25 protein-coding genes, 1 tRNA gene and 1 pseudogene are annotated in these 25,255 nt (G+C 64.1%); 12 read left to right on the top strand and 15 right to left on the bottom strand.

Annotated features, from left to right (window positions below):
• Positions 1 to 62 precede the first annotated feature (62 nt).
• Together A5766_RS07155 and A5766_RS07150 are read left to right on the top strand one after the other, a co-directional pair.
• On the top strand, positions 63 to 530 hold the full coding sequence (locus A5766_RS07155) for a MarR family winged helix-turn-helix transcriptional regulator (RefSeq protein ID WP_064862018.1): 468 nt from the start codon (positions 63 to 65) through the stop codon (positions 528 to 530).
• Positions 527 to 2,242 carry an MFS transporter gene (locus tag A5766_RS07150; RefSeq protein ID WP_064862017.1) on the top strand — a complete coding sequence of 572 codons (1,716 nt, stop codon included), beginning with the start codon at positions 527 to 529 and terminating at the stop codon, positions 2,240 to 2,242. The genes A5766_RS07155 and A5766_RS07150 overlap by 4 nt, the downstream gene beginning before the upstream one ends.
• Here A5766_RS07150 and A5766_RS07145 read toward each other — a convergent pair.
• Complete coding sequence (locus A5766_RS07145) at positions 2,220 to 2,852, bottom strand: DUF2461 domain-containing protein (RefSeq protein WP_064904051.1); 633 nt, start codon at positions 2,850 to 2,852, stop codon at positions 2,220 to 2,222. The two genes, A5766_RS07150 and A5766_RS07145, sit on opposite strands and share 23 nt — an antisense overlap.
• 79 nt (positions 2,853 to 2,931) lie before the next feature.
• Between A5766_RS07145 and A5766_RS07140 the strand changes: the two genes are divergently transcribed.
• Complete coding sequence (locus A5766_RS07140) at positions 2,932 to 3,486, top strand: hypothetical protein (RefSeq protein WP_039856949.1); 555 nt, start codon at positions 2,932 to 2,934, stop codon at positions 3,484 to 3,486.
• Between the two features lie 27 nt (positions 3,487 to 3,513).
• On the opposite strand, the gene A5766_RS07135 is transcribed toward A5766_RS07140, so the two are convergent.
• The 4 genes from A5766_RS07135 to A5766_RS07120 all read right to left on the bottom strand — a co-directional run bounded on the left by A5766_RS07135 (position 3,514) and on the right by A5766_RS07120 (position 6,202).
• Positions 3,514 to 3,717: a DUF2945 domain-containing protein gene (locus tag A5766_RS07135; RefSeq protein WP_005208831.1), complete on the bottom strand. Its 204-nt coding sequence runs from the start codon at positions 3,715 to 3,717 to the stop codon at positions 3,514 to 3,516.
• Between the two features lie 98 nt (positions 3,718 to 3,815).
• A complete protein-coding gene (locus A5766_RS07130; RefSeq protein WP_039856937.1) occupies positions 3,816 to 4,715 on the bottom strand; it encodes a sucrase ferredoxin in 900 nt (299 codons plus the stop codon).
• Complete coding sequence (locus A5766_RS07125; RefSeq protein ID WP_064904068.1) at positions 4,712 to 5,938, bottom strand: cupin domain-containing protein; 1,227 nt, start codon at positions 5,936 to 5,938, stop codon at positions 4,712 to 4,714. The genes A5766_RS07130 and A5766_RS07125 overlap by 4 nt, the downstream gene beginning before the upstream one ends.
• 9 nt (positions 5,939 to 5,947) lie before the next feature.
• Positions 5,948 to 6,202: a hypothetical protein gene (locus tag A5766_RS07120; RefSeq protein WP_005208825.1), complete on the bottom strand. Its 255-nt coding sequence runs from the start codon at positions 6,200 to 6,202 to the stop codon at positions 5,948 to 5,950.
• Positions 6,203 to 6,372: 170 nt separating this feature from the next.
• On the opposite strand from A5766_RS07120, the gene A5766_RS07115 reads away from it, so the two are divergent.
• Positions 6,373 to 6,834 carry a mycothiol transferase gene (locus A5766_RS07115; protein ID WP_064904049.1) on the top strand — a complete coding sequence of 154 codons (462 nt, stop codon included), beginning with the start codon at positions 6,373 to 6,375 and terminating at the stop codon, positions 6,832 to 6,834.
• 186 nt (positions 6,835 to 7,020) lie between these two features.
• On the top strand, positions 7,021 to 8,847 hold the full coding sequence (locus tag A5766_RS07110; protein ID WP_064904047.1) for an HNH endonuclease signature motif containing protein: 1,827 nt from the start codon (positions 7,021 to 7,023) through the stop codon (positions 8,845 to 8,847).
• A 178-nt stretch (positions 8,848 to 9,025) separates the two neighbouring features.
• On the opposite strand, the gene A5766_RS07105 is transcribed toward A5766_RS07110, so the two are convergent.
• Both A5766_RS07105 and A5766_RS07100 read right to left on the bottom strand, forming a co-directional pair.
• Positions 9,026 to 11,035 carry an amidase gene (locus tag A5766_RS07105; RefSeq protein ID WP_064904045.1) on the bottom strand — a complete coding sequence of 670 codons (2,010 nt, stop codon included), beginning with the start codon at positions 11,033 to 11,035 and terminating at the stop codon, positions 9,026 to 9,028.
• Positions 11,032 to 12,066, bottom strand: coding sequence for an agmatine deiminase family protein (locus A5766_RS07100; RefSeq protein ID WP_064904043.1), 1,035 nt, complete (start codon positions 12,064 to 12,066; stop codon positions 11,032 to 11,034). The genes A5766_RS07105 and A5766_RS07100 overlap by 4 nt, the downstream gene beginning before the upstream one ends.
• A 147-nt stretch (positions 12,067 to 12,213) precedes the next feature.
• Here A5766_RS07100 and A5766_RS25420 point away from each other — a divergent pair.
• A pseudogene (locus tag A5766_RS25420) lies at positions 12,214 to 12,723 on the top strand (TetR/AcrR family transcriptional regulator); the annotation flags it as partial.
• Between the two features lie 153 nt (positions 12,724 to 12,876).
• Here A5766_RS25420 and A5766_RS07095 read toward each other — a convergent pair.
• Positions 12,877 to 13,764, bottom strand: a complete 888-nt coding sequence (locus tag A5766_RS07095; protein WP_064904041.1) for a 2-hydroxy-3-oxopropionate reductase — start codon at positions 13,762 to 13,764, stop codon at positions 12,877 to 12,879.
• A gap of 41 nt (positions 13,765 to 13,805) precedes the next feature.
• Complete coding sequence (locus A5766_RS07090) at positions 13,806 to 14,618, bottom strand: hydroxypyruvate isomerase family protein (RefSeq protein WP_064904039.1); 813 nt, start codon at positions 14,616 to 14,618, stop codon at positions 13,806 to 13,808.
• Positions 14,619 to 14,877: 259 nt separating this feature from the next.
• Between A5766_RS07090 and A5766_RS07085 the strand changes: the two genes are divergently transcribed.
• On the top strand, positions 14,878 to 16,503 hold the full coding sequence (locus A5766_RS07085; protein ID WP_064904037.1) for an MFS transporter: 1,626 nt from the start codon (positions 14,878 to 14,880) through the stop codon (positions 16,501 to 16,503).
• Between the two features lie 70 nt (positions 16,504 to 16,573).
• On the opposite strand, the gene A5766_RS24340 is transcribed toward A5766_RS07085, so the two are convergent.
• The gene (locus tag A5766_RS24340) at positions 16,574 to 16,720 is read right to left on the bottom strand and encodes a hypothetical protein (protein ID WP_156527401.1); all 147 of its coding nucleotides are present in this window, start codon (positions 16,718 to 16,720) and stop codon (positions 16,574 to 16,576) included.
• A gap of 70 nt (positions 16,721 to 16,790) precedes the next feature.
• Positions 16,791 to 17,516, bottom strand: a complete 726-nt coding sequence (locus A5766_RS07080; RefSeq protein WP_082965471.1) for a M23 family metallopeptidase — start codon at positions 17,514 to 17,516, stop codon at positions 16,791 to 16,793.
• 150 nt (positions 17,517 to 17,666) lie between these two features.
• Between A5766_RS07080 and A5766_RS24335 the strand changes: the two genes are divergently transcribed.
• Positions 17,667 to 17,816: a hypothetical protein gene (locus A5766_RS24335; protein ID WP_156527400.1), complete on the top strand. Its 150-nt coding sequence runs from the start codon at positions 17,667 to 17,669 to the stop codon at positions 17,814 to 17,816.
• 3 nt (positions 17,817 to 17,819) lie between these two features.
• Here the strand turns inward: A5766_RS24335 and A5766_RS07075 are convergent, their stop codons facing one another.
• The 3 genes from A5766_RS07075 to A5766_RS25510 are packed head-to-tail and all read right to left on the bottom strand — an operon-like array spanning position 17,820 to position 21,008.
• The gene (locus A5766_RS07075) at positions 17,820 to 19,595 is read right to left on the bottom strand and encodes a GMC family oxidoreductase N-terminal domain-containing protein (protein ID WP_064904035.1); all 1,776 of its coding nucleotides are present in this window, start codon (positions 19,593 to 19,595) and stop codon (positions 17,820 to 17,822) included.
• Entirely contained in the window at positions 19,596 to 20,483 is an 888-nt protein-coding gene (locus A5766_RS07070; protein WP_064904033.1) for a hypothetical protein, read from the bottom strand.
• On the bottom strand, positions 20,484 to 21,008 hold the full coding sequence (locus tag A5766_RS25510; protein ID WP_168431333.1) for an ElyC/SanA/YdcF family protein: 525 nt from the start codon (positions 21,006 to 21,008) through the stop codon (positions 20,484 to 20,486).
• Between A5766_RS25510 and A5766_RS24655 the strand changes: the two genes are divergently transcribed.
• Positions 20,961 to 22,100, top strand: a complete 1,140-nt coding sequence (locus A5766_RS24655; protein WP_005208794.1) for a hypothetical protein — start codon at positions 20,961 to 20,963, stop codon at positions 22,098 to 22,100. The two genes, A5766_RS25510 and A5766_RS24655, sit on opposite strands and share 48 nt — an antisense overlap.
• Complete coding sequence (locus A5766_RS07055) at positions 21,986 to 22,816, top strand: FUSC family protein (protein WP_267625577.1); 831 nt, start codon at positions 21,986 to 21,988, stop codon at positions 22,814 to 22,816. Before A5766_RS24655 ends, A5766_RS07055 begins: the two co-directional genes overlap by 115 nt.
• 45 nt (positions 22,817 to 22,861) lie before the next feature.
• On the opposite strand, the gene A5766_RS07050 is transcribed toward A5766_RS07055, so the two are convergent.
• Positions 22,862 to 22,938 (bottom strand) — tRNA-Leu (locus A5766_RS07050).
• Between the two features lie 153 nt (positions 22,939 to 23,091).
• Here A5766_RS07050 and A5766_RS07045 point away from each other — a divergent pair.
• The gene (locus A5766_RS07045) at positions 23,092 to 23,715 is read left to right on the top strand and encodes an ANTAR domain-containing response regulator (RefSeq protein WP_005208748.1); all 624 of its coding nucleotides are present in this window, start codon (positions 23,092 to 23,094) and stop codon (positions 23,713 to 23,715) included.
• A 167-nt stretch (positions 23,716 to 23,882) separates the two neighbouring features.
• Positions 23,883 to 25,109, top strand: coding sequence for a branched-chain amino acid ABC transporter substrate-binding protein (locus A5766_RS07040; RefSeq protein WP_005208747.1), 1,227 nt, complete (start codon positions 23,883 to 23,885; stop codon positions 25,107 to 25,109).
• Positions 25,110 to 25,255: the final 146 nt, after the last annotated feature.

Raw genomic sequence — 25,255 nt, 5'->3', positions numbered from 1 at the left:
ACCCGCCTGGTCGCATTTGTGGCAATTGATCAACCTGAATTGATCAATATAGATTGATGATTATGCCTGAACGCGATGCCACCACGCAGTCGGCGACCCTCGACGATGCCACAGTCGAGGTGGCGGCCGAGTTCCGGATCATCCTCGGATCGCTGTTGCGCAGACTGCGGCAGCATCGTGCGACCGACGATCCGAGCGCTCCCGAAACGGCTGTGCTCGCGCGTCTCGAGCGGGAAGGTCCGGCGACGGCGGCGCAACTGGCGCGCCGCGAGAACGTCAGCCCACAGTCGATGGGTGTCACTGTGTCTGGGCTGCAGGGGCGTGGGTTTGTCAGTCGCGCAACAGATCCCGAAGATGGACGACGAATCGTGCTGGCATTGACCGATGCTGGGGCCGAGGCGCTGCGTGGTCGTCGCGGTCAACGGACGCGAGCGATCGCGGAGGCGATGGGCCAGGTGCTCGACGACGACGAGATCGCGCAACTCCGAGACGTCATGCCGCTACTCGACCGGCTCGCGGACGCGCTGTGAGCGCGGCGTCGACGACCCTAACGCCGGTAGAGCAAGAACCCGACTCGCGATACCGATGGGTGGCGCTCTCGAATACGACTGCGGCCGTGTTCATGTCGGCTCTCGACGGCTCGATCGTCATCATCTCCCTACCCGCGATCTTCAGGGGCATCGGCCTCGACCCGCTCGCACCTGCCAACATCGGGTTCCTGCTGTGGATGATCATGGGCTACCGGCTCGTCCAGGCTGTCGCCGTGACCACGCTGGGTCGGCTGGGCGATATGTTCGGCCGCGTCCGCATCTACAACATGGGATTCGCGGTGTTCACCGTCGCGTCGATCCTGTTGTCGTTCGACCCCTTTCACGCAGCGAACGCAGCGATCTGGCTGATCGGGTGGCGGGTGTTGCAGGCCCTCGGCGGCTCGATGCTGACCGGAAACTCAGCGGCCATCCTGACCGACGCGTTCCCTCCCGACAGACGCGGGTTCGCGCTGGGGCTCAATCAGGTTGCTGCACTGGCGGGGCAGCTCACCGGGCTGGTTCTCGGAGGTCTGCTTGCAGCGTGGGATTGGCGGGCGGTCTTCTGGGTCAACGTGCCCGTCGGCCTGTTCTTCACCGTGTGGGCCTACCGCAAACTTCGTGACAGCGGCGAACGCCATCCCGGAAGGATCGACTGGCTGGGCAACGGGAGCTTCGCGATCGGACTGTCGTCGTTGCTGATCGCCATCACGATAGGCCTACAGCCCTACGGCGGTCACACGATGGGATGGACCAACCCGGTCGTGGTGGGTCTGCTCGTCGCAGGAGTGCTGCTGCTCGTCGGATTCGTGATCGTCGAACGTCGTGTCGCCGAACCGATGATCGAACTCTCACTGTTTCGAATCCGACCGTTCGTCGCCGGAAACGGTGCGGCACTGTGTGCCTCGTTGGCGCAGGGCGGCCTGCAGTTCGTGTTGATCATCTGGCTCCAGGGGATCTGGTTGCCGGTCCACGGATACGACTACGCCGACACACCTCTGTGGGCGGGAATCTTCATGCTGCCCTTGACAATCGGCTTCTTCATCTCGGGTCCGTTGACCGGTGCGATGAGCGACCGGTTCGGTGCCCGCGGCTTCGCGACGGTCGGCATGGTGTTGTTCGGGGCGAGCTTCGTCGGCTTGTTGTTCTTGCCGATCATGTTCCCTTACTGGGCGTTTGCGCTGTTGATCGCTCTGAACGGGATAGGTACAGGCATGTTCACCGCGCCCAACACGTCGTCGATCATGAGCAGCGTTCCGGCTCGCTACCGTGGCGTGGCGTCCGGGATGCGCGCGACATTCCAGAACACGGGTACCGCGCTGTCGATCGGTGTGTCCTTCTCGCTGATGATCGTCGGACTCTCGGCGACGCTGCCGGATGCGTTGTCCACGGGGTTGCAGGGGCAGGGAGTTCCGGCGGGAGTGGCGACGGACGTCGCGGAGCTTCCACCCGTCGCGTCGCTGTTCTCGGCGCTGCTCGGCGTCAACCCGATCGAGCACCTTCTCGCAGGGACCGGTGTGCTCACCCAGGTCACCGACGGACAACGTGCGACCCTCACCGGCCATACCTTCTTCCCGGAACTGCTCTCCGGGCCGTTCCACGACGGACTGGTCGTCGTGTTCTGTGTGTCCATCGTGTTGTCGATCTGCGCTGCCACGGCGTCGCTTCTCCGCGGTAAGCGTCAACCAGCGGTCACGCAAGAGCGTGTCGGGTGAGCCAGTCGATCAACGACGCCGTCGTTCGCCAGTCGTCCCGCACGCGGTCGACCAACTCCGGCGTATGGATCACCGCGTCGAACCCGTAGGGGTGTGACACGGTGAACGTCTTGTGTCGCAGCAGTTCGATGCGCGGGTGTCCCGGGTCCCAGCCTCGTGGTGCGGTTTTGAGACGACCTCCGCCCACCTCCCAGCCGGTCGCGGTGAGGTCGGCGACGATCTGTTCGAGTTCGCGGCCACGTCGATCATCGTCGATGGCTGTGCGCATCGCGGACAATCGCTCGGCGGAAGCGTCGTAGAAGCCGGCACCCACCATGACGCCCGGTGCACCGATCTGCACGTAGTAGCCGGTCGCCGGTGCCACGGCAACGTAGGCACCCTGGTGGGTCTTGTAGGGCGACTTGTCTTTCGAGAACCGGACGTCGCGGTAGGGGCGGAACAGCTTCGCTTCACCGAACTCGTCGGCAAGTGCGTCGGTCAGCTCACGCATCGGTGCGGCCACAGCGCTCTGATATGTCTGCTTGTGTTGTTCCCAGAAAGCCTTGCTGTTGTCGACCTCGAGGTCGTCGTAGAAATCGAGGGCGGCCTCGGGGAAGCCCTGAAAAGACATGTCCCGAGGGTACGACTCGCCGCGCCGGATCGAGGCGAACGTGTTCTATGACGATCGATGAAATGGCACGATGAAGGGGATGACGCAGCTGACGTACGAAGAGTTCGGCCGCCGGTTCTTCGAGGTCGCCGTGACCGAAGAGCGGGTGGGGTCGGCGTTCTCCTCCATTACGGGTGGATCTTTCGACGTCGGGCCCATCCCGTCCGGCCCCGGTGGGCTCGCTCGCGTGACCGCGCACGTCGAGATCGGCGAGCCGCGTATCGCGCGCAATGTCGGCGAACTGATCACGTTCACCGTTGAGATCATGCTGACCATCGGTCTCGTCGTGGATCTGCGAGTCGATCGCATCAAGTACGACGTCGACGGGCTGATCACACTTCCGTTGACCGTTCGTGCCGCCGAGCCGCTGGAGTTGCGGATCGACGTCACTCCGCCGCGGCCGAAAGACGTGATCGTGGGCGTCGCGTCACACAACCTGCGTGGCGAATTCATTCGTGCCGTCGGTCAGGTCGACACCGAAATCAAGCGCTTTGTCGCCCAGCACGTGGCGGAAGAGATCGACAAGCCCGAGGTCAAAGCTGCTCGCATCATCGACGTCGGTGCCGAACTCGGTCGGGCCTTCGAAAATATGTGACCTGTCGAGAATGTGGGTACGAATCACTCACTTCTTGGTGAGCGACGACTCCTTGTGTGCGGCCTGCGATCCGGTCTTCGACGATTCGACAATCCAGTACGGGTCGTCGTCGCTTGCATTGAACTTCTGACCGTCGAAGGTGAATGGCGATGTGCGCTTTTCCTTCGCGTGCCCATGCGTCGGTCCCTGGGACGTATTCCATTCGACGGTGTCGTTCTTGTTGATTCCCATGAGTCGAGCATGCGCGCTCACCGACGCCGACGGCGCTCGTCGACGTGGGTGACGCGTGCTCGATACGTCGCCGACCACCGATCGATACAGGGTCACGGTCAGGTCGCGGCGACCTGTCCGAAGGCGATGGAGTCCAGCGTGAACTGCCGTACGCGTCCAGCGACATTCGCTTGACACATCGAAAACAGCGGCTCGGAGAACTCCTCACCGAGCACCACGTCGACGGGGCCGACGTGGCCCGTCAGACGGACGCGGATCCGCCCATCGACGTGTGTGACGTCGATCGGCGCGAACGAGTCGATGCGGTCATCTCCGGTCTCGACACGGGCGAAGTGCTGTGCGGCCTGCACGGCGTGGGGGAGTGACGTACGTCCACGCAGCAGTGAATCCACAAGGCGCCCTTGGGTGTACAGCTCGACGATGGACGCTGGGTCGACGGCGGTGTCGAGTCGTCCGTAACAGAGACCATGCGGAAGGATCAGCCCTGTCGCGGCGAAGCGGTCACCACCGAGGTGTGAACACTCCCACGTCCACTCCGGATACGCCGACGCGATCGATGCTGTCGCGGCCCGACCCCGAACTGCACAGCACTGGTCATGCTTACCGTGCGCGCACACTGCGACGAGAGGTTCGGTCGATGGAGCACCGTCGGACCCGTCGAGCGCGAGGTCGAGATAGCCTGCGGGACCGTCGACTTCGCCAGCGTGCACGCTTTCTGCTCCCGGCGTGGAGTCCACGATGAACCAACGCCACCGTGGTGCTTGCGGTCGGCGTCCCGGTCGTCGAATCGCGACAATCCGCATGCGCTGCTTCTCGACCCGACGCACGATGCTCAGACCGAGGTCGGGGTCGATGATGGACGGCGATTGCAGGAACGCCGAATGTCCCCACGCACCACCGAGTTCGAGCAGGACCCACAACGTTCCCGCCGAGGCTGTGCCGTAGATCGGATCACCGCGCTCCGCGGATTGCACGCTACACGGAGGACGACGGGTCATCCGGTTGGAACCGATCCACTCTCGAGAACGACGACGCCCTCACGAAGCAGTCTGCGAATCAGCACGAGGCTGTCGGCGGCGTCGAGTCCCGGTAGTTCACCCGCGGTGACGGTGGCTCCGGATACTGCGGCCTCGAGTGCCTCTGTGCAGTAGTCGGGGAAGCTGATGGTCCGATCGGGAAGGCGAATTTCGGTACGTTGCAACGCACGACGGACTTCGACGACGAGGCCGTGGCGTCGACTCACCGTCGTGTGTTCGGAGAGTGAGTTGACTGCGTCGAGTGTGGCGAGCGGTCGAACTGCCGCGGGTCGGGTTCGCTCGGCGTGGATCGTCGACAACCGTGCAGCGGTGCTTTCGGCCAGATCTGTTGTGTTGGCCTGCAATACGTCGATGACGGCATCAATTGTCTTGGCTGCCAGCGCCGCTGACTCGTCGGGATCGGTGAAGTCGGTACCCATCGGCAGCGCGGCGCGTAGCGATTCGACTGTCCCGAGTTGGTCGACGACCGCCCGGACCAGATCGAAGGCAGTGACAGCCGATACCCCGACCGTGAGATGAATCGACGTGTGGCCGAGAGCTTCTGCCGAATGGAGCCATCCGCGCGGAAGGTACAGGGCGTCGCCGGGTTCGAGGACGGTGTCGATCACCGGCTCCTCATGACTGCGCGCCTCGATGGCATCGCGGTGGTCGGTCCAGGGTTGGTCGGCGAGGGGATCGGTGTGAACCGGGGAGTGAACCCGCCAATGCTTGCTGCCGGAGATCTGCAGTACGAAGACGTCGTGCACGTCGTAGTGGGGATCGAAACCGCGGTTTGCGGGTGGGGTGATGTAGGCGTTGGCCTGTACCGGGTGTCCGAGGTCGTCGACCATCCCGCGCACAAAGTCGATGATGGGCGGCCACAGTCGGTGCAACCCCTGTAGAACGATCGTCGCACCAGAGGCGAACTGCGCCAGCACTTTTGCCGAATCGACCTGATCGGGCATCTCCGCACCGAAACCGGCCGGCCCGAGGTAGTTCTCTTTGCCTACCAGGCCGCCTTCCTTGGCCATCCGGATGAACGGTGCACGCACCCCGCGCTCGGCGATCAACTCGTCGACGCTGCGCGGCGAGAGAAGGTCGTCGAAGTCGCGGGGGAGCGCGTCCGATCTGCTGAGCAGAGGACGCCGACCCCAGTGATCACGCGCGAACGTGTCGGGGTCGATGGCGATGCAGCGGCTCAGCATTGTCGTCACTCAGGCGGTGCCGTCTGCGCCGCCGTCGTGCCCATCGGGGTTGGAGCCGCCGTCGGCTGGTCCTTCGCCGGGTGAGGCGGTGCCGTCTGCGCCGCCGTCGTGTCCGCCGGGGTTGGAGCCGCCGTCGGCTGGTCCTTCGCCGGGTGAGGCGGTGCCGTCTGCGCCGCCGTCGTGTCCGCCGGGATTCGAGCCGCCATCGGCAGGACCTTCGCCCCCTGGGCTGGAGGTGGTGATGTCGTCGTCGTCGAGTGCCATGGGTAAACCCTTTCCTCGTTGGGAGTCACTCGGTTGGGGACTCCACACTCCACTATGTCGACATGTGACGCTCTTGACGAGGATTCGTCGACGAGGGTCGAAGTTCGTTACTGCGCCGAGATGGCGGTTCCTGCAAGGTCACGATGATTCGAACGTGACACGCTGTAGCGATGGATCTCTGGTTTGAGGCCGCTCGTGACACCGCTGATCGATGCTGGGACGGCATTCTCGCCACGCTCGACGGCGTGGCCGACGCCGACCTCAACAGCAGACTGCCGGTCGCAGGCTCCAACGCGCCGTACGCGATTGTCCACCACTGCATCGAGATGACCCGCTGGTGGCTGGGAACATTCGGCTGCGGATTGGACCTGCCCCGTGATCGGTCGGGGGAGTTCGAGGCCACCGGAACGCGCGACGATCTCGTCGTGCGCATCGCGCAGGTCCGCGCCGACATGGACGTGTGGGCGACGCGTATGTTGCGCAACGGAATTGCGGGCCGCGATGCACGCGGAACACGCGCGAGTGTCGACCTCGACACCGTCACGCCGCAGTGGGTTGTGCTGCATGTCGTACACGAGCTTGCCCAGCACCTGGGCCAGCTGCAGGTAACGCGCGATTTGTTGAGCGCCTGAAGTTGAGCCCCTGAATCGGTACCGCGGATTCTGCGTGAGTCCGAATCGCCGACAACTGGTCGATCAGCCTGGCGTCATCGGTTTCGATGGCTCGAAAGTTTCTTCGATTTTTCCTCGACGGTGCCCGCATTGTCGGGTAGTGTAGAACACATATTCGACACGACGTTGGGGCGGGGGTGGCGGCACGTGAACAGCAAACGCAACAGCAGCGACGGCGGAAACGGCCGTGCGCCTTCGGCTTTGGCCACGGCGGCGGTGGGGTCTGCGGATGCGGTGGTCGCCGAGAAACTGTCACGCCTGGCTGCGGTGTTGGATGAGTTGGCGACGGTGGATGTGTCGTTGGTGTCCGACGACGTGCTCGTCGAAGCCACCGTCGAGGCCGAACGGCTAGCACTGCGGACGGCCGGCGCGGTCACCGACCGCTTGATCGTGGAAGCGTCCGACCGCGACCTGCCCCACTCGTTGGGTTTCCGCGACATTCGCAACTTCATGGGCCAGCGCCTGCATATCGGTGATCCGGCAGCCCGGTACCGGGTGATCGCGGCGACCGGCTCATTCACCACCATCTGCGGTGACCGCCTATTACCCGCGTGTCCCACGTTGGCCGGCTACGTCGTGGAAGGGCGCGTCGCCGGCGCACACGTCCGCGCGGTACTCGAAGTGTTGGAGGCGATCCCCGCCGACATTTCGGCGGAGACGAAAGCTGCCGCCGAAGCACAGATGGCCGGCTACGCGACCGAGTTCACGCCCGCCGAAATCACCAACCTCGGTTCACGGCTACTCGCCCATCTCGACCCGGATGGAACACTCACCAACCCGAAAGACCGCAAACGACGACGACGCTTGTGGGTGAACCGGCAAAACGCACAGTTGATGTCGCGGTTGACCGCCGATTTGGATCCGATCGCCCGCGCACGGCTCGATACCGTGTTGGACTCGTGGGCCAAACCCGGCATGAACAACCCCGACGACCCCGATTCGCCCGTCGGGCCGATCACCACCGCCAATGCTGAACAGGTCGCGGCGGCAGCGCTGCGGGATCAACGCTCACCCGCCCAACGCAACCACGACGCCTTCTCCGCCCTACTCGGGCAAGTGTTGGAATCCGGCATGCTCGGCAACACCCATCGGGGATTACCGATCCAGGTGATCGTCACCACCAGCCTGCACGAGTTGGAAGCACAAGCAGGGATCGCGCAAACCACGTCCGGAACGCTCCTCCCGATCGACGATGTGATCGAGATGGCCGCTTCCGCCGGTGCGAGTCAGTATTTGGCGGTGTTCGGTGACCACACCAGCATCCCGTTGTATTTGGGTCGGTCGAAGCGGATCGCGTCGTTGGGGCAGCGGTTGGCGTCGTTTGCCTCGGCGGGCGGGAAAATGTGTTCGGCACCGGGGTGTAATCAGCCCGCGAGCAGGGTGCAGATGCATCACGCCGCCAAGGACTGGGCCGACGGCGGGTTGACCGATATCGACCAGTTGGTGCCGGCGTGTGATGTGCACAATCGGCGGGTCGGTAAAAAGCCTGGCCAGTTCACCACCCGCATGATCACCGACGGACCCGATACCGGGCGTGTTGCGTGGCGATTGAACGCCAAGCCCGGTATGCCCGAGAATCCCGAACGCATCAACCGCATCGCCGACGTCAGAGCCGATTTCCACGACTACCTCGCCGCCGAGCACATCAGCAACGAGGCCGCCGCCGCAGCACGCGCGGCCGGTAGCGGAATCGCCACAGACACAACTGTTACCGCGATTGTGCCTCCGCCCTCAATGCCGGACCCGCCCCGCGGGCGGGTCGAGCTCGCTCTGGTGGGCGCACTGCCCTTGAGCGATACCCTGCGCCTTAGCCCGCGCGTCGACATCCAATGGAACCTCGCTGATCCACCCGACCCCGACTCGCCCACAGACCCAGACGCGCCAACAGGTCCAGCCCCACCAGCCAGCCCCTGGTGGCTCGGCGGCATCGACCCACCAGGAGGCGCCGACCCACCGCTGGCCGACGCCGCCTGACCACCGCGTGAACTGACCGGTGTGCCGACCCGGCCGACACGCTGGCCCGACGAACTGGGCGAGTCGTCGAATCCGGTTGTGCCGCAACCCGTCTACACCCCGCCACCACACCCCGGTGGCGGGGCAGACGTGGTTGCTCGAGGCAGGTTCGAATAGCGTCCGGATAGACGGAGTGTGGTCAGATGCCGTCCACGGTCACATATTCGGCGTTGGCAGCGCCGTTCGATGACGTCGCGATCGCCGTCACGAGTGCGCCGTACGGGATGCGCCACGCGGAGTGTTGTCGCGTGAGCTCAGCCGCGGGAATCTCGATCGAGGCTGTGAAGCTCGATCCCTCGCGGTCGACCGGAACAGCATCTCCGTCGACGAAGACCTGCAGCAGGTCGGCGTCGGACGAGCCCGAGACCTCGATGACGGCCACCTGCGCATCGCGTCGAGCGGACGCTGTCAGTTCGAGCGCGGGGACGTCGCCGTCGGACACGACGCCTGGGCGTCTCAGCGGTGGCAGCTCCGGCGTCGACGGCGGAGCGGTGCGGCGTCGAGAGGCGTGCTCGTAGGCCCAGCCGTAGGCGAGAAGTGCGTTGTCGTCGTAGGCGCGCCCGGCGAATGTCAGGTTCACGGGCATTCCGATGTCACTCATCGCGCCCATCGTGACGTTGACAGTCGGAATGCCGTAGTGACGGATCATGGTGTTGCCGGTCGACACCCATACCCCGTTTGCCATGGCACGTTCGTGCGATGCCGCATTGATGTCGGCGTCTGCAGGTCCGACGTCGAGCGCAGAAGGGAACACCAGCGCGTCGAGGCCGAGTTCGTCGAGCCACTCCTCCAAGTCGACACGACGCAGTTCCTCGAGCCCGCGGACGCCCTCGGCCAGATCCGGAATCTCCTCGAGCGTTGGGATTCCGCGTGCGGCGCGCTCTGGGTACTCGCTGATGTCCAGGTTGTACCGCGCGTAATACCCGTGCAGCTCATCGGGAATCGCGCCGTCGGGCAGCGGGAAGATCAACGACCCGTCGACGTCGGCGAGGCGGTTCAGTGCGGGGTCGCCGTTGGCCTGCAAGAAGTCGTTCCACGACCAGACGGTGAGGTCCCACATCTCGGCGTCGAAGAATCCCTCCGGCAGGATTCCGCGGGCATAGCCGTCGCGGGCGTCGGGTCGGTCGAGTTCGTAGTTGGTCAGGGCGGGGAAGTCGACGTCGACCACTTCGGCGCCCGCTGCCTCCAGGTCTTCCCGCGCGCGGTTCCACAGCTCGATGACCGAGGGTCGTGGTGTGATCGGCCAGCCTGCGTCGGGGTCGTCGCCCAAGATGACTCGGGGTATGCCGAAACGCTTGCCCCGCAGGGCATTGTCATCGCGGAGGTCCAGATACGACTCTGGCCGCACCGACGACGCCGCGGGCAACTCCACCCACGGCTGCGTGCGCCAGAAATCGCCTCGGGTGTCCGCGTCATCGGCGACGAGAACATCGAGCAGTGCGAGCATGTCGTCGACCGTACGTGTATGTGGCACAACGACATCCATTGTCGGCGTCAACGGCCAGTTGCCACGCACCGAGATCACACCGCGCGACGGCGTGTACGCGACGAGCGCGTTGTTCGACGCGGGGGAGCGGCCACTCGACCACGTCTCCTCGCCGAGGCCGAAAGCCGCCAGGCTCGCAGCAGTCGACGCACCGGAACCGTTCGACGAGCCGGACAGGTACGCGGCCGCGAGATAGCTACTGTTGTAAGGACTCTCGGCCCTCCCGTAAACGCCCCGCTGCATACCGCCATTGGCCATCGGAGGCATGTTGGTGAGGCCGAGGCAAATGGCTCCGGCAGTTCGCAGACGTTCGACGGCGAACGCGTCTGAGCCCGCGACGAGATGTGCGAACGCCGGCGACCCCGACGCCACGGTGAGGCCCTTCACCCGGTAACTGTCCTTCGCGGTGTACGGGATGCCGTCGAACGGCCCGTACGCCTCACCACGGGCACGGCGTTCGTCCGATGCACGCGCTTCGTCGAACATCGTCGGGTTGAGGACGGGAATCGCGTTGAGCGTCAACCCATGTCGATCGTATCGACCGATGCGATTCAGATACCCGCAGACGAGTTCGACGCTGCTGACCGCGCCTGATTCCAGCGCGGCACTCAGCTCGGCTATCGATGCCTCCACCAGTGGTGGGGTCTGCGCCGAGGAGGTCATGACAAAACGCCGACGGCCGGTTGTTGCTGGGTGATGCAGTGGATTCCACCACCGCGTGCCAGGATTTCGCGCGCGTCGATGGTCACCACGCGCCGGCCGGGGTAGACCGACGCCAGGATCTCGGCCGCGCGCGCGTCGGCCTCCGGTTCACCGTAACCACAAGCGACGACACCACCGTTGACTACGAGGTGATTGATGTAGCTGTAGTCGACGAAGCCCTCGGAGTCCCGGATCGTGTCAGGAGCGGGCAGATCGACGATGTGCCACGATCGTCCGGCTGCGTCGGTGGTGCCTTCGAAGAACTCGCGCAAGCCCTTGGTGACTGCGTGGTCGGGATGGTCGGGATTCGGCTGGTGGTGCAGCAGCAGCGTTCCGGGGGAGGGGATCGTCGCGACCATGTCGACATGACCGCGTGTGCCGAACCGCTCGTAGTCGCGGGTCAGACCGCGGGGGAGCCAGATGACCTTCCGTGCGCCGATCGTGCGCTCGAGCTCGGCTTCGATCGTCTCGCGCGTGGCGTAGGGGTTTCGGTGTGGGTCGAGTTGGACGGTCTCGGTGACGAGTACGGTGCCCTCGCCGTCGACGTGGATGGCGCCACCCTCCTGGACGAGCATCGAGCTGAAAACGGGGACACCTGCCCGGCCCGCGACCACGCGCCCGATCTGACGATCGTTGGTCCACTCGGCCCACTCTTGTGCGCCCCAGCCGTTGAACGTCCATGTGACAGCGCCGAGTTGGCCGGCGTCGTCGATGACGAAGGTTGGTCCGATGTCGCGCATCCACGAGTCGTCGAGCGGTGCTTCGACGATCTCGATCTCCTCCGAGAGCTGGGCGCGCGCACGCGTCGTCTCGGTCGGGTCGACGACCATGATGACCTTCTCGAACTGCGCGACCGTGTTGGCAACCTCGCTCCACGCGGCGTACGCGGTCTCGGCGTCGGCCGCGCTCTCGGCGAGGGTGGTGTTGGTCCGTGGAAACGCCATCCACACACGCTCGTGGGGGGCCGTCTCGGCGGGCATTGTCCAGGACATATCAGAGCCTTTCGTTATTGATCGAGCAATCAATAACTAGAACGGTAAAGGGTGCGAGTCGGGTCGTCAAGTGGGACGTGCAAATTATTGATCCTGCGATCAATAGCGGTTGACTCCATGATGGCCAGGCACGATGATCGCTGAGTGATGGTCTCGAAGAGTCGGACGCGCGCACCCCGCAAGTCGCCTGAGGAACGGGCCGACGAAATCCGCTCCGCCGCGTGTCAGGTCGCTCGTGTCGATGGGCTTCCGGGGCTGACGTTGAGGTCTGTCGGCGCACAGGCAGGCGTTGCGCCTGCGCTCGTCGCGCATTACGAGCCGAGTATGGACGAGCTCGTCGCGTCGACATTCGAGGCAATCACCAGCGCCGAGGTCGACGAGATCACCGAACTCATTGCCGACGATCCGAACGCGACGTCGAAGCTGAGGAACTTGATTACGACGCTGACCGAGCCTGGCCGCGACGACGTCACGATTGTCTGGGCCGACGCCTTCAGCCTCGGCAGGATGAATCACCCTCTCGCCGCAGCAGTTCGGGAGGTGATGGGTCGTTGGCAGTCACTGGTGTCCGAACTCATCATCGAGGGTGTCGACGCGGGTGAGTTCGTCACCGACGATGCGGCCGACGTCGCGTGGCAATTCCTCGGAATGATCGACGGCGTCAACTCGCACGCACTGGTGCACTACGCGGGCGCTCCCGACAGGGGACGTCTCGTTCGGCGCGCGATGGAGAACGAGCTCGGCCTCGAACGCGGCACTCTGCAGCCGGGCGGGGGACAGCAGGGCGGGGCAGCAGCGCGGGCTAGACCATTACGGCTGGTCGAGCCTGCCCGACAGTCGCTCGACCGTCCGAAACAGCGCGGCGTGATCGAGGTTGCCGTCGCCGTTGGCCCGCGCCGACGCCATGAGCGTCGCGACGAGGGAGCCGATCGGAAGAGCCAATCCTGCCTCACGAGCGGAAGCGGTGACGATCCCGAGATCCTTGTGGTGCAGGTCGATTCGTGCTCCCGGTGTGAAGTCTCTGTCGATCATCCGGTGTGCCTTGTGGTCGAGCACAGTCGACCCCGCGAGTCCTCCGCCGAGGACGTCGACCGCTGCGGTGGTCTGTACCCCGTTGGCCTCAAGGTAGACGAGTGCCTCGGCGAGTGCGGCGATATTGGCGGCCACGATCAGTTGGTTGGCCGCTTTGACCAATTGTCCACTGCCGCTTGGCCCTACGAGTACGACGGTCGAACCGACAGCATGAAACAGTGGTGATGCGGCATCGAATGCCTCCTCCGAGCCGCCGGCCATGATCGACAGAGTCGCATTGACCGCGCCTTCTTCGCCGCCCGACACCGGTGCGTCGGGGAACGAGTAGCCGCTGGCGGAGGCCTCGTCGGACAACCGGACCGCGACGTCGGGTCTGATGGTCGAGAAGTCGACGATGACCGTGCCCGGCAGGGCATGCGTGAAAACGCCATCGGGCCCAGTCAGCGCGTGCTCGACATCGGGGGAGTCGGGGAGCACGGTGGCAACGATGTCGGCATCGGCGACCGCTTCCGCTATGGACTGTGCCGCGGTTCCACCGGCGTCGATGAGTGCCGCGGCCTTCGACGCTGTGCGGTTGAAGCCGACGACGCGATGCCCGGCGCGAACCGTATTGATCGACATTGGACTGCCCATCACGCCGAGTCCGATGAACGCGATGGTTGCCATGAGGGTGCTCCTCCGTGGTGCGGTGATATGAATGCCGTGTCTCAGTGTGCGCCGTTGGTGAAAGACCCGAGCCACGCGAACGGGTCGGCCAGTGTCTGTCGATACTCGAGACTGATCCATCCCTGGTATCCGGCTTCGTCGAGCGTGTCCAGATATCGCGCGAACTCCATTGTGCCCGTGCCTGGTTCGCCACGGCCAGGGGTGTCGGCGATCTGCACATGGCCGATCCGGCCGGTGTGGCGCGAGAGCACGTGGTCGAGATCGTCGCCATTCGTCGACAGGTGATACAGATCGGCGAGGAGTGCGACGTTGTCCATCCTGTGCTCGCGTCGAACGGCGTCGGACACTGCGAGCGCATCGTCGGCGAGGCGGAGCGGATAGTCCGGGATCGCGCTGAGTGGTTCGAGGAGGATCTGTGCGCCGATCGTCGCAGCGGCACGAGCCGCGACGGCAAGGTTGTCGACTGCCAGTGAGCCTTGTTCGGCCACATCGAGTCCTGCCATGCGGTTGCCGTAGAGCGCATTGAAACCCACGGTGCGCAGTCGTGCGCCGATGCCGACCGCAACGTCGACGCTGTCGACGAACTCGCTTGTCCTGGGCGGATGCGACAGCAGCCCGCGCTCGCCCGCCGCGAGGTCACCCGCGGCGAGGTTCAGGTGGGTGAGACGTACCCCGGCGTCGTCGATTGCCGTCACGAACTCGTCGACCTCTCGATCGGCAGGGACGGCGTCGTCGAATGGCCACCAGAATTCGACGGCGTCGAAGCCCGCATCTCGCGCAGCCTGCGGTCGACGCAGCAGCGGAAGGTCAGTGAACAGCATCGAGCAGTTCACGGTCAGTCGGTGGGGATTCATCGTGGCTACCTCGTGTGGGCTCAACTCGGCTGACGTGACGTTGCTCGCGACTGTTCCGCCGCCGGTGGGCGTCTCCTCAATGGTTAGCCGTGCTGAGGCCAAATCTAACGGTGTCCAGTCTGGCCACCCTCATCGAGGGGTACTCGCTGTCGGTACTCGGCGCGGCCTGAGTTCGTGGCTGTCGACCGATCAGTAGAGTTTGCCTCCGCTGCCGGGCAGAAACCGCGTGCGGCCAGGGTGTTCCGCGTATCGTGCTGCCATGCGACGGTGGAGGGTCCTCCTCATACTCAGCGCTGCACAGTTCATCATGGTGCTCGACACCACGGTCATGAACGTGTCGGTGTCGCAGGTCGTCGCCGACCTCGGCACGACGTTGACTCAGGTCCAGCTCGCGATCACGCTGTACACCCTGGTCATGGGATCGTTCATGCTCTTCGGCGGTCGCCTCGGCGATATGTTCGGCAGGCGGAAGGTTTTCGCCATCGGGCTCATCGTGTACGGAATCGGTTCGCTGATCACAGCATTCAGCCAGAACATCGGCATGCTGTTGTTCGGATGGTCCTTTGTCGAGGGAGCCGGCGCGGTCATGGTGATGCCTGCGATCATCTCGTTGACGGCGTCGAACTATTCGGGTCGCGATCGCGCGACGGCCTACAGCGCACTCGGTGGTATCGCCGCAGCCGGCGCGGCGGCCGGTCCGTTGATCGGCGGATGGGTGACCGAAGCACTCACCTGGCGGGTGGTGTTCGCCGCGGAGACCGTCGTGTGCATCCTCGTCGTGCTTGCGGTGCGTGCCATCGCCGACGACGAGAAGGCTGAGCCCGGGGGGATGGACTGGGTCGGAACCGCGTTGTCGGTAGCGGGACTCGGGCTCATCGTGATCGCGCTGCTGCAGGCAGGCACCTGGGGCTTCATCAGGCCGCGAGGCGCACTGACGATCGGCGACGTGAGAGTGACACCGTTCGGTTTCTCGGTGGTGCCGTTCATGATTGCGCTCGGCGTCTTTGTGCTCATCGGTCTTGTGTCCTGGGAGCGTCGTGTCATCGAACGCGGCGGCACGCCGCTCCTTCACCCCGCGTTGCTTCGAAAACTGCAGCTGCGCAACGGATTGATCATGCTGCTCGCGCAGCAGACCATCATCGGCGGGATGTTCTTCATCATTCCGATCTACCTGCAGTACGCACTGCAGATGAACGCGTTCGAGACGGGAGTGAAGCTCGCACCCATGTCGGTGGCCATGTTGATCGCGGCATTCGCGAGCCCGAAACTGGCTGCGACGCAGTCGCCGCGGCGGATGGTCAGAATCGGTCTGGTACTCGTGATCGTCGGTTGTGTACTTCTGGTGACCACCATCGACCCCGAGCTCAACAGTGTTGTGTTCGCCGTCGGCATGGCTATCTTCGGTGCCGGATTCGGTTTCATAGCAGCACAACTCGGCAATGTGATCATGTCGTCGGTGGGCAATCGTGATCGTGGTGAGGCGGGCGGATTGCAGGGCACGGCCCAGAACATCGGGACATCGGTGGGCGTAGCGCTGCTCGGTGCGCTACTTGTTGCCGCGCTGAGTTCAGGTTTCAACACGGCAGCTCAGGCAGACTCGACGATTTCGGCGCAGACAAAGAGTCAGATCAGCGACGCGACGTCGAACGGCGTCGAAATCCTGGGTCGAGACCAGCTCGAGGTGGTCGCTCAGGAGCACGGTATCCCTGCCGGCGAGGTGTCGACACTTGTCGACGACTACGTCGACGCGCAGCTGGAGGCAATCAAGATGGCTATCCTGCTGGCCGCCTTCTTGGCGCTGCTCGGACTTGTTGTCGCTCAACGACTTCCGACAGTACCCGGCGCCGAGTTGGGCAGCGAAGACCCGGCCGCGGTCGGAAAGTGATCACGTCTAACGGCTCATCTCAGGTGCCTCGGGACTCATCTCAGGTGCAGAGTGTGCGCCCGCGAAGTGATCAGTCGTTGCACGAATTTGAAGGGTTCGATCCCGTTCCGTCGTAGCTGATCATCCCGTCGTGATCCTGTGGCTTGTCGTGCTTGAGCTTGTAGATGAGCCCAATCACGCCGGCAACGACGAGCAGTGTGAAGAAGACGAATCCCATGGCAATCTCCAGGGGGCTGCGACGATGTGCGCCGATCTGCGCACATCGTCGAGAATACTGCTCCGGCAAGTCAGGGGTTTACTCCGCGCGATGCCAGCCACACCTGTGGGTTGATCTTTTGTCCGCTCTTGTCCCAGACCTCGTAATGCAGGTGGGGTCCGGTGGACTGTCCACGGTTGCCGACGGTGGCGATCGTCTGGCCGACGTGGACCTTCTGGCCCGCCTTGACGAAGCTCTCGTTCACGTGTCCGTAGACGCCGGTCGTGCCGTCGTCCTGGCGAACACGAACCCACATCCCGAAGCCCGACGCCGGCCCCGATTCGAGGACGGTGCCGTCGGTGACGGCGTGGATCGGCGTGCCGACGCGGTTGGCAATGTCGACGCCGTAGTGATGCGACCCCCACCGTGAGCCGTACCCGGAGGTCACGGTGCCGGAGGTGGGTGCAACGGCACGCTTCTTGCCTGGGACCTGTGCATTCGGGGGCAACGCGTTGCGGGTGAGTTCCTCTAGCTGGGGTGGAAGCTTGATGTTCTCCGGCAGCTTGATGTTCTCCGGCAACGCCACGGTTGGTGCTGCGGGCTTGGGAGCCGGCTTTGCGGCAGCCTGCGCTGCGCCAACGGAACCGAGGCCGATCACTCCGGTGATCGCGGCGACGGTCGCGGTCTTCAGCTTGAGGGTGTGCGCATTGTTGGAAGCTGCGCGGTGCTGACCACGGCTGGCGCGAGGTGGCGAGTCAAAGACCGCACGCGTCGCGTTCGGGATCGAGTCACGGTCGGTCAATCGGTGGTGAGGCACTGCTATACGTCCGCTCTGGGGTTGGTAACGCTTTGATATCGGAATGGACACGGCGAGACTATCAGACGTGCGGCTTGGGCGACATGTCGTGTTTGCCGGACAAGGTTCAGATTCGAGTGTTCCTGCAGTTCAAACACGGTGGAGGGTGTCATGAATCGTGCGCGCGGCCCAGGTCTGCTGGCGCACAACGTCGAGGTGTTTGCCGACCTGGCCGCGACGCCCGCCTCGATCGAGACGCCCGCCTTGATCGAGACGCCCGCCTTGATCGAGACGCCCGCCTTGATCGAGACAGAGCAGTAGGGGTCAGAGCCCGAGTTCGATCATCCGCTTCGTGATCCGGTCGTCGGTGGTCGCGATCGGTTCGCCAGTGGCTACCCAAGGGTCGCCTCCGAAGTAGGTAGCCATGATCTTCTCCGCGGTTCGAGTGGCGAGCGCCTGGGTGGTCAGGGTGGGGTTGGGTCCGCCGAGAGAGTTGGCGAGAACGGAGTTGTCCGCGATGAATACCCGGTCGACGAATCGCGCCTCACCGCTGGGGCGGGTCACGGAGTTGCGGGCAGACTCGCCCATGCGCATCGACGAGTGCACGTGGAGGAGCAGGGGAGCCCAGTCCAGCCGATACACCTTTCGTGCACCGGCTTTCCGTAGGAGTTGCGCCGCCTTCGTCGTGATGTACTCGCGGTTGCGCCGGGTCGGAGCCGACCGTTTGCGAATGTCGATGTCGACTTTCGCGACAGCGCCGTGGGAGTCGGCCGGGAAAAGTGAAGGCACTATTCGACAATCGGGCTCGACGTGGTCGTCGGTGATACACAGGACGTTCAGCATCCGATCGATTCCGTGGGCCATGAAGTCGCGGAGTTCGTCGCCGGCCAGTCGTCCAGTGGGGCCGTCCCACGCGCCCCGCATCCCACGGCCGTTGGTGTACTGGCCGCGAATACCGCTGTTGGACAACGTCATCGTGAATGCCTGGATCGCCGGGGTGACGCCGGAGTTCTCCAAGCATCCATATCCGGGGAACTCGACCCGTGCACAAGAATTGGCACCCCGCGTGTTGCCGGTGTCCTCATCGAAAAGGCCCACCACCCAGTCGAACCAGTGGTCCGTGTGTCCGCGACCCACCCAGCCGTTCGGGTTCGGCAATCCACTGTTGAACCACAGCCGCGGGCTCTCGGTGGCACCACCGGCCATCACCACGACCTCCGCGTCTTCACGATGTCGCACGCCAGTGACGTTGTCTCGCCATGTCACTCCGGTGGCGCGGACACGTCCGCGGCGCTCCTCTGTGTGAATCTGCTCGACGAATGACTCCGCACGCAGCTCCATGGGCTTGCCGCCCCGGCGAACCGCATCGGCGGCGAGGCCAAGCGGAACGTAACTGTTGTCGGTGGATCGGCGGGCGAAGAGGTTCCGGGGTGCGCGGGCTGGTTGGTAGCAGCCCTGAAAACAGTGGCCACAGAATGTGCAACCAGTCGCCTGCGGGTAGACGAGAAGGTTGGAATCTGTTGTGCGGCCGGCATTTCCGGTTGGGTGCAAAATACAGTTCGGCTGCGGCCGAAAGGCTGCGCGAGTCGTGTCCCGTGATCGTTGCAGCGGCAACCCCAAGCCTTCGCAGCCTCGGAAGAAGACCGCCTCCTTGGTCCCCATCGGGGCAGGCTTGACCGGCAAGGTCGCTTCCACCCACTCGAGATACGGAACGAGTTCGCGGTAGGTGAAGGGGAAGCGATGGGCGGTGTCGTACAAGGCGGCGTCGGCACCGCGGTAGCCGGCGAACACATCGGGATACGGCCGTGGACTGTTACCGAAGAAGTGCTGAGTGGTGCCGCCCACACCACCCAATTCCCAGACGAAGCTGTTCTGTGCCCACTCGCGATGCCAGTACGGTGTGGACCGGTCGCCCGGTCCGAAGCGGAGGAAACCAGCCGTCGGGCCATTGGCGTCGAACTCGAGATGCGACCACTGTTTGGCGGGGTTCGCATGGCGCGGACCACCCTCGAGCAGCAACACGTCGAGGCCCTGTCCGGCGAGTTCGGCAGCGACCACCGGGCCGCCCCCACCAGCGCCGATCACAATGACGTCACGCACTCAGAACTCCTCGAATCCCTTGTAATAGCCGATAAAATCGTCGTTGCCGTCGACCAGTCCGTCGGGCCGGTATCCGGTGATGTTCCAACTGACGGGACGCCGAGACAGACGTCGCGAGGTGTAGTCGTAGAGCCGATGCTCGCTCCACACGGTGAACGCGGAACCGTCGAGCAGGATCCCCCCGACGAAGCGCAACAGGCCCGCACCTGACCCGCGAAGCGGTTGCGGCAGCGCGTTGTCGAAGACGGCGAGTAGATCGGCAGCAGGTTGTTCGACCAACTGGAAGGCACGGGCTTTCGTGTGAAAATCGGCGTTGGCGAAGGGTGAGGCAAACGGACCTGCAAGCGGTGCGCCGACGAGTAGCGCTGCGACATCCATGACCAGTCCGGCGATCAGGGACAACGGGAAGGTGCGGTCGTTGTCGCTGACGCCGAGCGCGCGGTCGACCGCCGAGGCCACCTGGTCGTCGGGAAGCCGCATCGGTGTGACGGCCAGGTCGGTGAGCGTCACCGAGAGAGCCACCGCCAGTGGCCGGAGAAGCTCGTCCCCTTGCGGCAGGAAACGGTCGACCAGACCGACGAACTCGTCGGCGGCGCCGTCAGACATCGCGCCGGGGCCGCGGCCGGTGACGCCCTGCTGCTTCGAGTATCGGTCGTCACCCGGCATCACCATGACCGATACGCCACGGAGCGCGTCGCGCGACGATATGCGCAGCCCCCCGAGTACCTGTCTTGCGATGGGCGGCATGTCGAGATAGCCGTCGGGCGGGGACGGCGCGGCGCGTGCCGCAGGTGTGCGCGACAACGCGAGAACCACCGTGGCGAGACCAGACGCACCCAACAACTGACGCCGACTGATCCGGTAGGAGTCCGGGGAAGAATCGGACATCTAGAGCGTCGCCGTGTTGTGGGTCACATGTGCGAGGCTACGGCACGACCGTCGGAAAAGTCGCTTTCGTCGGGTGTTAACGCACCTCGGGCCGCGAGTCTGTCGAAGCTGTGTACGAATTCCAGCGCGGCGGGTGGCACCGGCTGGTCGTCGGCGAATTCCTCGCGCGCGCTGATGATCAGTGCAACCGCCGCCGCGGCCAACCACAACCCGGAAATGGCGGCACAGATGATCAGATTCTGTCTGCGGTAATGCACCACGGTTGCGGCGAACTCCCGGAGGAAGCCTGACGGGAGGTAATACCAGGCGGTGGGTGAACCGACGACGATCGCCCCCGGAATGCCCAACTCTCGGCTCAGCGATGCGCTGCGCGCACGTGGAATTGTTCGTGACGACGACCATCTGGGTGGAGCTGATTCCCCGTTCGGCCAACAGCCGTAGCGAATTCTCCAGGTTCTCGCGAGTATTGGTCGACGCGTGCTCGAGGAGTACGGCATCGGCGGATACGTGAGTTTCCTCGGCCACGTCTCGACCAAGGACCCCACTCCCCGGGCGCGACTTGTGACCGCGTGTCTTCAACTCATCGTCGCGCTGTTTTTTGCGACGCTTGCCGCGCTGCTCGAGCCGTACCGTTTCGCGGCGGTTGTGGCTTTCGTCGCGGTGTCAGGCCTCGCGGTGTGGGTTCGACGATTCGGTCCACGGGGTGGAGCGCTGGGATTCGCAGCCTTCTTTCCGTACTTCCTCACTCTGTTGCTACGCCTGGACCAGAGCCAGCTGCCCGTCCTGTGGCCGGTGATCGCCCTCACCGTGTGCGCCGGGATACTTCTGCGTGTGGTGGCGCTTCGTGAGCGGCCGCAGCGTCAGATCGCGTTGCTGCTCAGGGAGTGTCGCAGCGCGGCCGACACCGCCCTGCTCGCCGCACAGCGCGCCACCAGCCGGTCCGTTCGCCCGCATATCGAGCGCGACCTCGCCCGGCTCGGTGGAATGTCGCTCGCGATCAACAACTGGCAGTCACGGTTCGACACGCATCGTCATCTGGATTGCGAACCAGAGACTCTTGCCGACCTGGTGGTGGATGCACAGATCTCGGTGGAGCAGGTGTGCAATCAGCTCGTTGCCGACCGCTTCGACAACGCGTCGCCGACAGACGACGGCGTACTCCCACGAAACGCATTGCTCGACGCCGCGATCACCGATCTGCACACCGTGCTGGCCAAGGACATCGACGTCGAAGCAAGCCGCGCCGCGGCACGTCGGGCAAAACGAATCGAGGCCATCGTCGACATCCGCGAGGCGGGCGGACTGGTCACCCTGGAGATCTCGCGCTGCGTACGTATGTGGCATGCGCTGAATGAACTCATCGTTTCGACTGGCGAACCGGACTTGGTTCCCCCTACCGACCCCGCCGACGTCCATCGGGAGCACCACCTGCGACGTCCCGGGTTGGCCTCCCTCGGGATCTCGCCACCGCCATGGAAACTGCAGCCCTGGAAACTGCAGCCCTGGCGCGACTGGGAGCCCACGTCGCGGCTGGCTGTTCAGGTGATGTTCGCCACCGCACTGGCTTCCGTCGTAGGCGAGATGATTGCTGCTTCGCGCTGGTACTGGGCCGTCTGACCGCGTTCATCGTCTTCATGAAGGCCAGCACGCGCGCCGCTGTGCTGACTCGCGCGATGGACCGGATCGTCGGCACTGTGCTGGGAGTCGTGATCGGGGCGCTCGTGGTGGTGGCCGTGAACCATCACGTGATCCCCGAACTGATCCTCGGCGTGCTCTGCGTCTTCCTCGCAAGTTGCTTCGGCTCGGTCCGATACACCTACCTGGTGGTGTTCATCACCGTGATGATCGCTGCACTGTTCGATCTGCTGGGTGTCTTCGACATGCGGCTGCTCGTCGTTCGCATCGAGGAGACGGTGGCGGGCTCCCTGATCGGGGTGGTGTGCGCCTACTTGATTCTCTCAATCAATTCGCGGCCCATGCTCATCGATTCCATCGCCAAGTACTTCGACGCCCTGGACGGCGCCCTCGCCTGCGTTGCCACTGGACTCACCACTGTGGGCGAGCAGCATCAGATCACCGACGCCACCGACGTCCATGCGGCACTGGACCGAATCCGGGAGCGGGCCAGGGTGACTCGCGCGGTCCTCGGTGGCGAAGGGGAGTCGGCGGTCGACCCCGCCCACATCCCCGTCATCGCACTGCTCGCCAGGCTGAACGTGGAGCCGGACAGTTCCCGCGGCGAAGCGATCGTGGCCGCGTCCCGTCTCAATCAGCTTCTGGAGGATCTGGATCAGACAGCGGCTAAGGCGCCGGATGCTGCTGCACAACAATGAGACCAGCCATAGAAACGAATAAACCCCTGATGAACAGGGGTTTCGTGGTGCCCTCGGTGAGACTCGAACTCACACTGGACGGGTTTTGAATCCGTTGCCTCTGCCAATTGGGCTACGAGGGCATCTGCCGCCGCGAGCGGCTGCAACAGACAACTGTAGATGATCGGCCGGAAGCCGCGTGAGCCGGTACTCTTCGGAGCATTGGTGCTGGCCGTGAGCGTGTGGATGCGGCCGGTTGTGACCGCTCTGGTCAACTCGACGTGGAGGAGGGATTGGTGACTGTGGTTGAGAATGTTCCGGCCCAGGCCGAGGACAAGCAGACTGCACACAAGGTGCTCGTCGCCGAGGACGACTCGCTGATCCGGATGGACCTCATCGAGATGCTGCGCGAGGAGGGCTACGACGTGGTGGGCGAGGCGCCCAACGGGCAGGCGGCTGTCGATCTCACCGAGAAGCTCTCGCCTGATCTCGTCATCATGGATATCAAGATGCCGGTGCGCGACGGGATCGACGCCGCCACCGAGATCGCACAGAAGCGGTTGGCGCCCGTGGTGATGTTGACGGCCTTCAGTCAGCGCGACTTCATCGAGAGAGCTCGGGATGCCGGCGCGATGGCGTACTTGGTGAAACCGTTCTCCAAAGCCGATCTTGTTCCAGCCATGGAGGTTGCTGTAAGTCGCTATCACGAACTGAAGATGCTCGAAAAAGAAGTTGCGACAATGCAGGACCGACTCGAAACGCGAAAACTGGTCGAGCGCGCGAAGGGTTTGCTCATGGAGAAGCAGTCATTGTCAGAACCAGAGGCGTTCAAGTGGATTCAGCGCGCGGCGATGGATCGCCGTACCACGATGAAGGCCGTCGCGCAGGTCGTCGTCGAAACGTTGGGACCCACAGACTGACCCTCAAGTCGGCCGCGTTAAATCTGTGAAAACGCGTCGACGGTGACTAGCGGATTTCTCTTTCATTGCCGCACGCGATCTCGTATCTCGGTCTATGTTTTCTCAAGGTCTCCTCAGTAGACCTCCCGGCCACAGGGGGTCGGGTGGCTGGACGAGAGGTAGTAAAGATGCATCGTCGCGTGACGACCGCAGCGCTAGGGGCGACGCTGGCCGCTGTGCTCGCCGTTTCGGCATGTAGCAGTAAGTCCACCGACTCGGATTCGTCATCGAGTGGGTCGGCATCAGCGGGGTCGGGGCTCACCATTTCGGCTCTCGCCCAGATCGATACGGAGGGCAAGGAACAGCCGAAGGCGTCGGATGCGGAAGCTCTCGATCCGGCATCGCCGAGTGGACAGAAATGCGACCCGGCGACCATCGCAATGGCGGGTGCACTGACCGGGGCTGACGCGGCGCTCGGTATCAACATCGTCGACGGTGCGCAGCTCGCCGTCGACCAGCACAACAAGGCCAACCCCGACTGCAAGATCACCCTCAAGCGTTTCGACACCGAAGGTGACCCGCAGAAGGCAACACAGGTTGCACCGACCATCACCAACGACGACTCGATCATCGGATTGATCGGTCCCGCGTTCTCCGGTGAGACCAAGGCGACCGGCGGCATCTTCAACCAGGCAGGACTCGTCTCGGTGACCGCTTCGGCCACCAACCCGACACTCACCGACAATGGTTGGAAGACCTTCTACCGCGGCCTCGCCAACGACGACATTCAGGGCCCCGCCGTCGCGAAGTACCTGACCGGGGCAAAGGGCAAGAAGAAGGTCTGCGTCATCAAGGACGACACAGACTACGGCGCGGGCTTGGCGAAGGCCGTTACCGGCGCACTCGGCTCCGCCGCGGACGCCGACTGCTCGGGTGACGTCAAGAAGGGTGAGCGCGACTTCTCCGCCATCATCTCGAAAGTCACTGCGGCACAGCCGGATGCGGTCTTCTACGCGGGCTACTACGCGGAGGCCGCGCCGCTCGCGCAGCAGCTCAAGTCGGCTGACTCGAATGTTCTGTTCGTCTCGGGTGATGGTGCGAACGATCCGCAGTTCACCGCGCAGGCCGGCGATTCTGCCAAGGGCGCGCTGCTCTCGTGCCCGTGTGGTCCCGCTCCCGACAAGTTCGCTTCGGACTACAAGGCAGCGTTCAACCAGCCGCCGGGCGTGTACTCGGTCGAGGCGTACGACATCGCGGCGATCATGATGAAGGGCATCGAAGAGGGCAACAACACCCGTCCCAAGTTGCTCGAGTACATCAGCAAGTACAACGGCACAGGTCTTGCCCGCAAGTACTCGTGGACACCGAAGGGTGAACTCACCACATCGCTAATCTGGGTATACGAGGTCAAGTAAGTACGACAACCAATCGCGGCCCGCCCGGGCTCACCGCGGGCGGGGGGGGGTGGTGTGTGGGACTTTTCGACGATTGAGGGGATCGTATGACCACCACACTTCTGGTGGCACAGACGTCGACCCCCCGGGCAGACACCAAACGCTTG

It is taken from the genome of Gordonia sp. 852002-51296_SCH5728562-b (assembly GCF_001665475.1).
GTDB lineage: Bacteria > Actinomycetota > Actinomycetes > Mycobacteriales > Mycobacteriaceae > Gordonia > Gordonia sputi.
This window is presented reverse-complemented; position numbering and strand designations above follow the sequence as displayed.

Excerpts from the sequence above, each read along its gene's own strand:
- A5766_RS07125 (WP_064904068.1), bottom strand. The coding sequence starts at position 5,938 with ATGCTGAGCCGCTGCATCGCCATCGACCCCGACACGTTCGCGCGTGAT.
- A5766_RS07105 (WP_064904045.1), bottom strand. The coding sequence starts at position 11,035 with ATGACCTCCTCGGCGCAGACCCCACCACTGGTGGAGGCATCGATAGCC.
- A5766_RS07085 (WP_064904037.1), top strand. The coding sequence starts at position 14,878 with ATGCGACGGTGGAGGGTCCTCCTCATACTCAGCGCTGCACAGTTCATC.
- A5766_RS07155 (WP_064862018.1), top strand. The coding sequence starts at position 63 with ATGCCTGAACGCGATGCCACCACGCAGTCGGCGACCCTCGACGATGCC.
- A5766_RS07070 (WP_064904033.1), bottom strand. The coding sequence starts at position 20,483 with ATGTCCGATTCTTCCCCGGACTCCTACCGGATCAGTCGGCGTCAGTTG.
- A5766_RS07090 (WP_064904039.1), bottom strand. The coding sequence starts at position 14,618 with ATGAATCCCCACCGACTGACCGTGAACTGCTCGATGCTGTTCACTGAC.
- A5766_RS07120 (WP_005208825.1), bottom strand. The coding sequence starts at position 6,202 with ATGGCACTCGACGACGACGACATCACCACCTCCAGCCCAGGGGGCGAA.
- A5766_RS07130 (WP_039856937.1), bottom strand. The coding sequence starts at position 4,715 with ATGACCCGTCGTCCTCCGTGTAGCGTGCAATCCGCGGAGCGCGGTGAT.
- A5766_RS07100 (WP_064904043.1), bottom strand. The coding sequence starts at position 12,066 with ATGTCCTGGACAATGCCCGCCGAGACGGCCCCCCACGAGCGTGTGTGG.
- A5766_RS24340 (WP_156527401.1), bottom strand. The coding sequence starts at position 16,720 with ATGGGATTCGTCTTCTTCACACTGCTCGTCGTTGCCGGCGTGATTGGG.
- A5766_RS07115 (WP_064904049.1), top strand. The coding sequence starts at position 6,373 with ATGGATCTCTGGTTTGAGGCCGCTCGTGACACCGCTGATCGATGCTGG.
- A5766_RS07140 (WP_039856949.1), top strand. The coding sequence starts at position 2,932 with ATGACGCAGCTGACGTACGAAGAGTTCGGCCGCCGGTTCTTCGAGGTC.
- A5766_RS07040 (WP_005208747.1), top strand. The coding sequence starts at position 23,883 with ATGCATCGTCGCGTGACGACCGCAGCGCTAGGGGCGACGCTGGCCGCT.
- A5766_RS07135 (WP_005208831.1), bottom strand. The coding sequence starts at position 3,717 with ATGGGAATCAACAAGAACGACACCGTCGAATGGAATACGTCCCAGGGA.
- A5766_RS24335 (WP_156527400.1), top strand. The coding sequence starts at position 17,667 with ATGAATCGTGCGCGCGGCCCAGGTCTGCTGGCGCACAACGTCGAGGTG.
- A5766_RS07145 (WP_064904051.1), bottom strand. The coding sequence starts at position 2,852 with ATGTCTTTTCAGGGCTTCCCCGAGGCCGCCCTCGATTTCTACGACGAC.
- A5766_RS07095 (WP_064904041.1), bottom strand. The coding sequence starts at position 13,764 with ATGGCAACCATCGCGTTCATCGGACTCGGCGTGATGGGCAGTCCAATG.